The sequence below is a fragment of the Gilliamella sp. B3127 genome, assembly GCF_026536935.1.
GTDB lineage: Bacteria > Pseudomonadota > Gammaproteobacteria > Enterobacterales > Orbaceae > Gilliamella > Gilliamella apicola_E.
Genome location: NZ_JAFNNI010000001.1, coordinates 651253 through 657252, shown reverse-complemented (window position 1 = coordinate 657252; position 6000 = coordinate 651253). Strand labels below are relative to the sequence as shown.

General features: G+C 39.0%; 4 protein-coding genes and 1 pseudogene. All 5 read right to left on the bottom strand.

Going from position 1 to position 6000, the window contains the following annotated elements:
- Positions 1-99: 99 nt before the first annotated feature.
- Positions 100-2325: pseudogene (locus J3U00_RS03020) on the bottom strand (phage tail tip protein); the annotation flags it as partial.
- 1061 nt (positions 2326-3386) lie between these two features.
- Positions 3387-3887, bottom strand: coding sequence for a hypothetical protein (locus J3U00_RS03015; RefSeq protein ID WP_267331487.1), 501 nt, complete (start codon positions 3885-3887; stop codon positions 3387-3389).
- A complete protein-coding gene (locus J3U00_RS03010) occupies positions 3884-4600 on the bottom strand; it encodes a C40 family peptidase (protein ID WP_267331498.1) in 717 nt (238 codons plus the stop codon). Before J3U00_RS03010 ends, J3U00_RS03015 begins: the two co-directional genes overlap by 4 nt.
- A 3-nt stretch (positions 4601-4603) precedes the next feature.
- Positions 4604-5308: a phage minor tail protein L gene (locus J3U00_RS03005; RefSeq protein ID WP_267330263.1), complete on the bottom strand. Its 705-nt coding sequence runs from the start codon at positions 5306-5308 to the stop codon at positions 4604-4606.
- Positions 5305-5634 (bottom strand): phage tail protein, encoded by a 330-nt coding sequence (locus J3U00_RS03000; protein WP_267330262.1) that lies wholly within the window; start codon positions 5632-5634, stop codon positions 5305-5307. Before J3U00_RS03000 ends, J3U00_RS03005 begins: the two co-directional genes overlap by 4 nt.
- Positions 5635-6000: the final 366 nt, after the last annotated feature.

Here is a 6000-nt window from a genome sequence, read left to right as displayed (position 1 = left end):
TGTTGATAACATTACCTGCACCGTCGGTTAAAACTCCCGAAATTTTTGCCATAATTTTAATTTCTCCAGATAATAAAAAACCGCTTTAGTAGCGGTTTTTTATTTTTTTAATGTCATAAGCGTAATGGTGTCGGGAATGCCCGTTGTATGATGTTTATCGCTCTCGCGCATACTAACACTAAATGTTGCGTGAGCTGGAATTACAATAAAATATGTTTTGCTAGCAACAGGATTATAACGTGTTGTTTCAATTTTTTGTATAAAAACAAACCTACCATTAGTGTTATTGAATATAGATATTTCAACTTCCCCGTAATGCCATATGCGAGAATCATCAGGTCTCTGATACGCTATTAACGTAAAAGGTAAAATAAATAAATCTCTGTCAAATGGCTCAGGTGCTATAGTAACAGAGCCATTTTTTTTACACACGTGCATTTTTACAATGTCGCCAACAATTTGCATTGCTGTCAATTTTCCCTGAATCTGACAATTTTCATTAATCACAACATTGTTTAATTGCCCTGAATTTGCATAAATGTTACCTGAGATGTTAGCACGTCTTGCGTTTAGCGTACCGTCTTCCCAAAGCTCAAAAGCAGGGGGGGTACCTGCACTAATAACACTACCAGCTATCATCCTGCCGCCTGTGATTTGCGGTGCTCTAATTTCAGTGCCCGCTATTAATCTATCGCCTCGCATAGTACCAGTAGCAATTAAATCACCATCCAAGAACATCGCTGGCTCAACCCATTGTGCGCCGTTATACATCCTGGCTTCTGAGTGAGCAACTTTACCTGCGCCGTCTAATGAGTAGATAATTAATGTGGTATCACGGGCAGGATAAAACCCAAATTCACGATAAAACATTTGAGTAGCATCATCATTGTTAGTTGGGAATTTACCGTCCTGTGTTTGAATTCTAAATAATCCCCCTGCGCCATTTTCTGCAATTAAAGTTTTAGTGTTAGCGATGAAAATATCAGAACGGCCGACTACATTAACCGCATTCACGCCGTACCAATAATCAGTATCAGGCTGACAATCAACATCAGTAAGCGTCATTGCTCGACCAAGATAATTAGTTTTTGCTTCGACTTCGGCTTTAGTTGTGCCTTTGTAGAACTCGAATTGGGTCCCTAGACTGGACACCGCTGTCATGACTGGACGAATTGCTACATTAAAACTACTTGGCGTGAGTACTAATCCTGACGGTTTAGCTGGAGGTAAAATAGAAAATGCAATCGTGGTTTCATCGCCCAGCCGCCCATCTTCTGCTACTCCTCTGACTGTTGCATTGAACTTACCTTGTTGTAATTCTGATAAATAATATTCAGTATCATTAACAGTTTCACGGCTAATTAATTTATCATCACGATAGATTTTTACTTCGAATTTCAGATTTTGAATCGTTCTTGGTGTTAACCATGACAAACGAGCTTGATATAGGTCGGATTCGGGTATAATTTCAGCTTGTAACTGCTCAACGGGCGGAATTGACCAGCCTAAAATACTACCGTTTTCCGCTTCGAATTTAGCGCCGTTATCAACAATTTCTTCTTTCTTAGGCTCGTGTTGTAGCGCAGTAATAGAATAAGTCCCATCATCATTTTCAGCAATCGTCAATGCTTTAAATAATCGTGGTTTGATCTTATTGTCATATAAGCCCCAGACAGAATACTCATCGACATTAACACTATTCAACAAAACAAGCTGATTTGGTTTAATTTGTTCTTGAATTTTGACTTTTTGTAGCTTCATATTTGTGTCCGTGACACTTATATATGCATTTTTCATATTTTTAATGTCAATATCACGATCTAACGTAATGGTGCTACCATTTGTTTCTAAAATTCGCCCGCCGATTATGGTACCTGCAAAATCATTATCAGCAATACCAATAATGTCGCCCGGAAAGTGACGAATACCTTCTCGCCCCACGCTAAAGGTAACGGTTTGTGTCTCTAATTTTTCAGTTTGAATTAACCATTTCCCAATCCTGTGCGCTTGCCCTCGAGATGTACAGCCGAACGCATCAATTTGTTCTACATTTAATCCAAATCGTTTAATTAACTCATCATCAGCAACGTATTCGGTTGCTGTTTCCCAGTTATTACTTGGGTCAATATAACGCACATGCACCGCCGTATGTCTTGATTTTTGCGATGCTGAAGTATAGTTGAACTGCCCGTCTACCACGTTAGCATTTGCGTAAATTGCCACAGGATCGCTTGGTCTATCCATGACAGCTGTATAATGCATTCCATCCCAAATTGGCATCGCCCGAAATATCGAGCATAAATCATGAATAACATCGTACGCCTGCCGTTGCTCAGTAATGTAGCAATTGCAGGTAAACCGTGGCTCTTTACCGCCAAAGCCGTCGTCAACTAGCTGGTCACAATATTGAGCAATCGTGTATAGTGCAAATTTATCAACACCAAATTGACCGATTCGATTACCCATTCCGTAACGTAGGTTAGTCAAAATATCGTAAAATATCCAAGCTGGATTGTTGGTCCAAGCAAGCTTAAAATTACCCGACCAAAAGCCTTTATACTCTCGTATATTTGGGTCGTAGTTGTCGGGTACTTTAACTATCATCCCTTTAATAAGATAATTTCGGCGTGGTACACCACTGAACTGCGATGAATCAAACTTCAAGCCAACAACAGCCGTATTCGGATATGAAAATTTAGTATCATAGATTTCGGTGTATGAACTCCATAGCGTATTATTAACTAACAATGATGATGCGCTATCTGGGGTCTTGCGCACAACTCGAATATTAAACGGTTTTTGTGGTAAATCATCTAAAATGACAGAAGTTAAATATTGTGAGCGTGTTTTTTTATCGATTAAATCAACTTTTTTTGCTGTTTTCCATACGTCATCGACACCTATTTGAACTTCCATTGATACTGATGTTCTATTTATGTTGCCCTTATTGTCTGTTGAGCTTAACGATTGTACACCAACAGTTATACGTATCCTATCAACATTAGGATCAGTAATGGTTCGCACGATTGGCGCTGTTGCTTTTACTTCTAAGTTTACTGGCACTTCGTTTTCTGTTGCTGGAAACCCCTCAAGAGGAGCTTGTGACTGAATACCTGCCGTCCATTCTACTTCAACACCATTGAAATTATATGAACCATCTGGAGCTTGAATTGGTGTATCATTTAATAATACGCTTTGTAGTCCGTTTACTGGCCCCTCTATCTGCCCTTCGCATAATAAATCAATAATGCTTAATTGTTGGCGGGATTTTAGGTTATCTTGAGCTTCCTTTGGTGTTTTTGATTTTTTTGAACCTTTACCCATTTTTCTTTCCTTTTAAGACTTCACCCCATGGAATTGGTGTCGATGTTTTTAATCTATTTTATTTATTCATCTAGTGTTTCAAGCCCTTGTGATAAGACTTTAGAGCCGATTTTTGTTAATCCATAGCAAAGTGGTACCGGTGCACCTTGCCCTATTGTGTTATCTAAGTTTGAAAAATAAGTGTTATTGTTTTTATCGCCTACTAGCTTATCGGTCTTTGGTAATTTTGTTAGCATCTGTGCAACACCGCCAATCATCATACCCAAGCCTGATGCCATTAATGGGTAACCCACGGGAGTCCAGTAAAAAATAGCCCCGACAACAAACATCACCGCACCAGCAATAAAGCTGAACGCCCCACCTTTTGCACCCTCTGTTTTAGGTACAATATGGATAACGGCATCTTGTGGTATTCGGCTATGCAGACCAAACTGTAAATTGTCCTCATCCATATCTACGCCGTTAATCCGGACTCGGAAATAGCCATCTATAATCTGCTTTTTCAAGCCTTTTATCTGGCAATATAAGCCATTCAATGCCTCTGATGCTGTTTCAACGCTCATATTGAACTTATCGCCATATTGTTTAAGATTGCCGTAAAAGCGAATGATTGCCATTGTTTATGTCTCCAAACTGAATGTGTGTACTTAAGCCAAAATCCGTCATATAAATCTCGTTTAGAGAGACGGTTTGGACAATGATGCAAAATAAATTGTTTACCAATATAGATAGCAGCATGATTTGGTATTGTTGAACCAAGACAAACCAAGATGACATCGCCCTCTTGAATATCCTCAACCTGTTTAAACTCATTTTTAGGCAATAAATCCAAGTAAAGGTTTTTTCCTTTGTGCCACCAGTCGTCTTGACGCTCATAATCGGGTAAATTGATGCCGGTTAACATGTACGCATCTCGCACCAATGTAAGGCAGTCGATCTCACCGTGATTAAATTCACGCCCAAGTAATGGCTTGATACACCTGAATTTGTGAATTTTATTGTTGCAAACCAACCACCAGTCTAATCCTGTTTGTTGCTGATAAAACTGGTCAGCTTCACTCAGGATAGGCAAACCATTTGGGTGAGAGTGAACTACAGCTGTTATAACGCCACTTTCTTCCGTTTTTATCCAATCCTCGGTTGCTATTTCGAATGTTTCGGTTGGTGTAGGTGAGATGTTATTGCAAGGCAGGTAAGTTTTATTATCAATAACAAATCCGCAACACTCAGCCTCACCGCATTGTTTAGCGTGATTAAATATCTGTGTTTTCATAATTAATTAAGAGACTTTAGCGGCAGCTGGAAAACCACCGAATGGAAGAATACCGTATTGGCCAAAACGAAGCTTACAGCCATTTAGGCAACGGCTACATTTATCTTTAGTGATGTCGTTAGTCGGCTTATCAAATTCATCTGCTACAGGTCCACCGGTATAACCGCACTCAGACGAGCGATATATCCAGCTACAGGTATTAGCAATAATTACACGAGCAGGAATTAATGCGCCATCAGACTCACACGGTAACGCTAATTCAAATGTAACCACCATTGAGTTTTGTTGTTTGACTTGTTCAATAACATAATTTGAAACGATTTCACAAAATGGATCGGCATATTGATTACCGTTCTCAAAATTCACCGCGTCTAAGTATTTAACATGCACTTCGTGACGTGTGACAATTGCGCCAAGTAAGCCGTCAAAATCAGAAACTAAGCCCGTAATAAAGCCCATAGCATTACTAACACTCATAGTTGGACGATTGCTTACACCCTGCCCACTCTTCTCAAAACCTTCCACTTTTATGGGATAAGGTTCATAGACATTACCCTGCCAAGTTATCGGTTGTCTCAAGTCGTTAACGCCATTGTGAAATCGAAATATCGTTTTATTGCCAACGATTTTAGTTAAATCGACTTCGTATAAATCAATAATCGCATCTTGTGCAATTTTGGTTATATCAATTAGCATTTTTTTTGGTATCATGCTACTACCTCCTCAAATGTCGCGGTTATTGTTGTTACTGTGTTCATAACGTTAGATGTCCAAGATGAGCATTTAACTGTTATTAATCGGTTCGTGTTAACCTCTCGCCATTTAAATGCATACAATCCACCATGACGTGTTAAAAAATCATTAATGTGATGCGCATCTTCTCGCGCAACTTTTAGCGTGACATTGTAAGAGCGTAAATCGTTGTTGATACCATCTTTAATTCGTTGCTCGTAGCCGTCTCCAAGCTTAATGGTTTTTATTTTCGGCTCGGCTTTTTCACTCATGTTTGGAGCAACTTGCCAATGAAATGTTTCCATAATTTTCTCCAGGCAATAAAAAACCACCCAAAGGTGGTTTGATTTTTATAATAGTCTTTTAATTTTATTTCTAAATTTTCGTAAACCCATTTTTCTGTAGATATATTGTACTTAAGGCTCATTGAATAACGATTCCTAATAATGCCACCAAAGCTATTTTAAGCATCAACATCGCCCCCGATGTAATAATGGCACTCTCCATCAAGTTCGCCAATATCAATAAACCGCTTTTTCCTGGATATGGAAAATCCGCTGTAGAAGGTGTTTTAATCCTGATTTGACTATATATTGAGCTTGGTCCCAAGCGTCTGTAACTATATCTGGGCAAGTTTTTTACCTCAATCATCCAAAGCAATACCAATTACG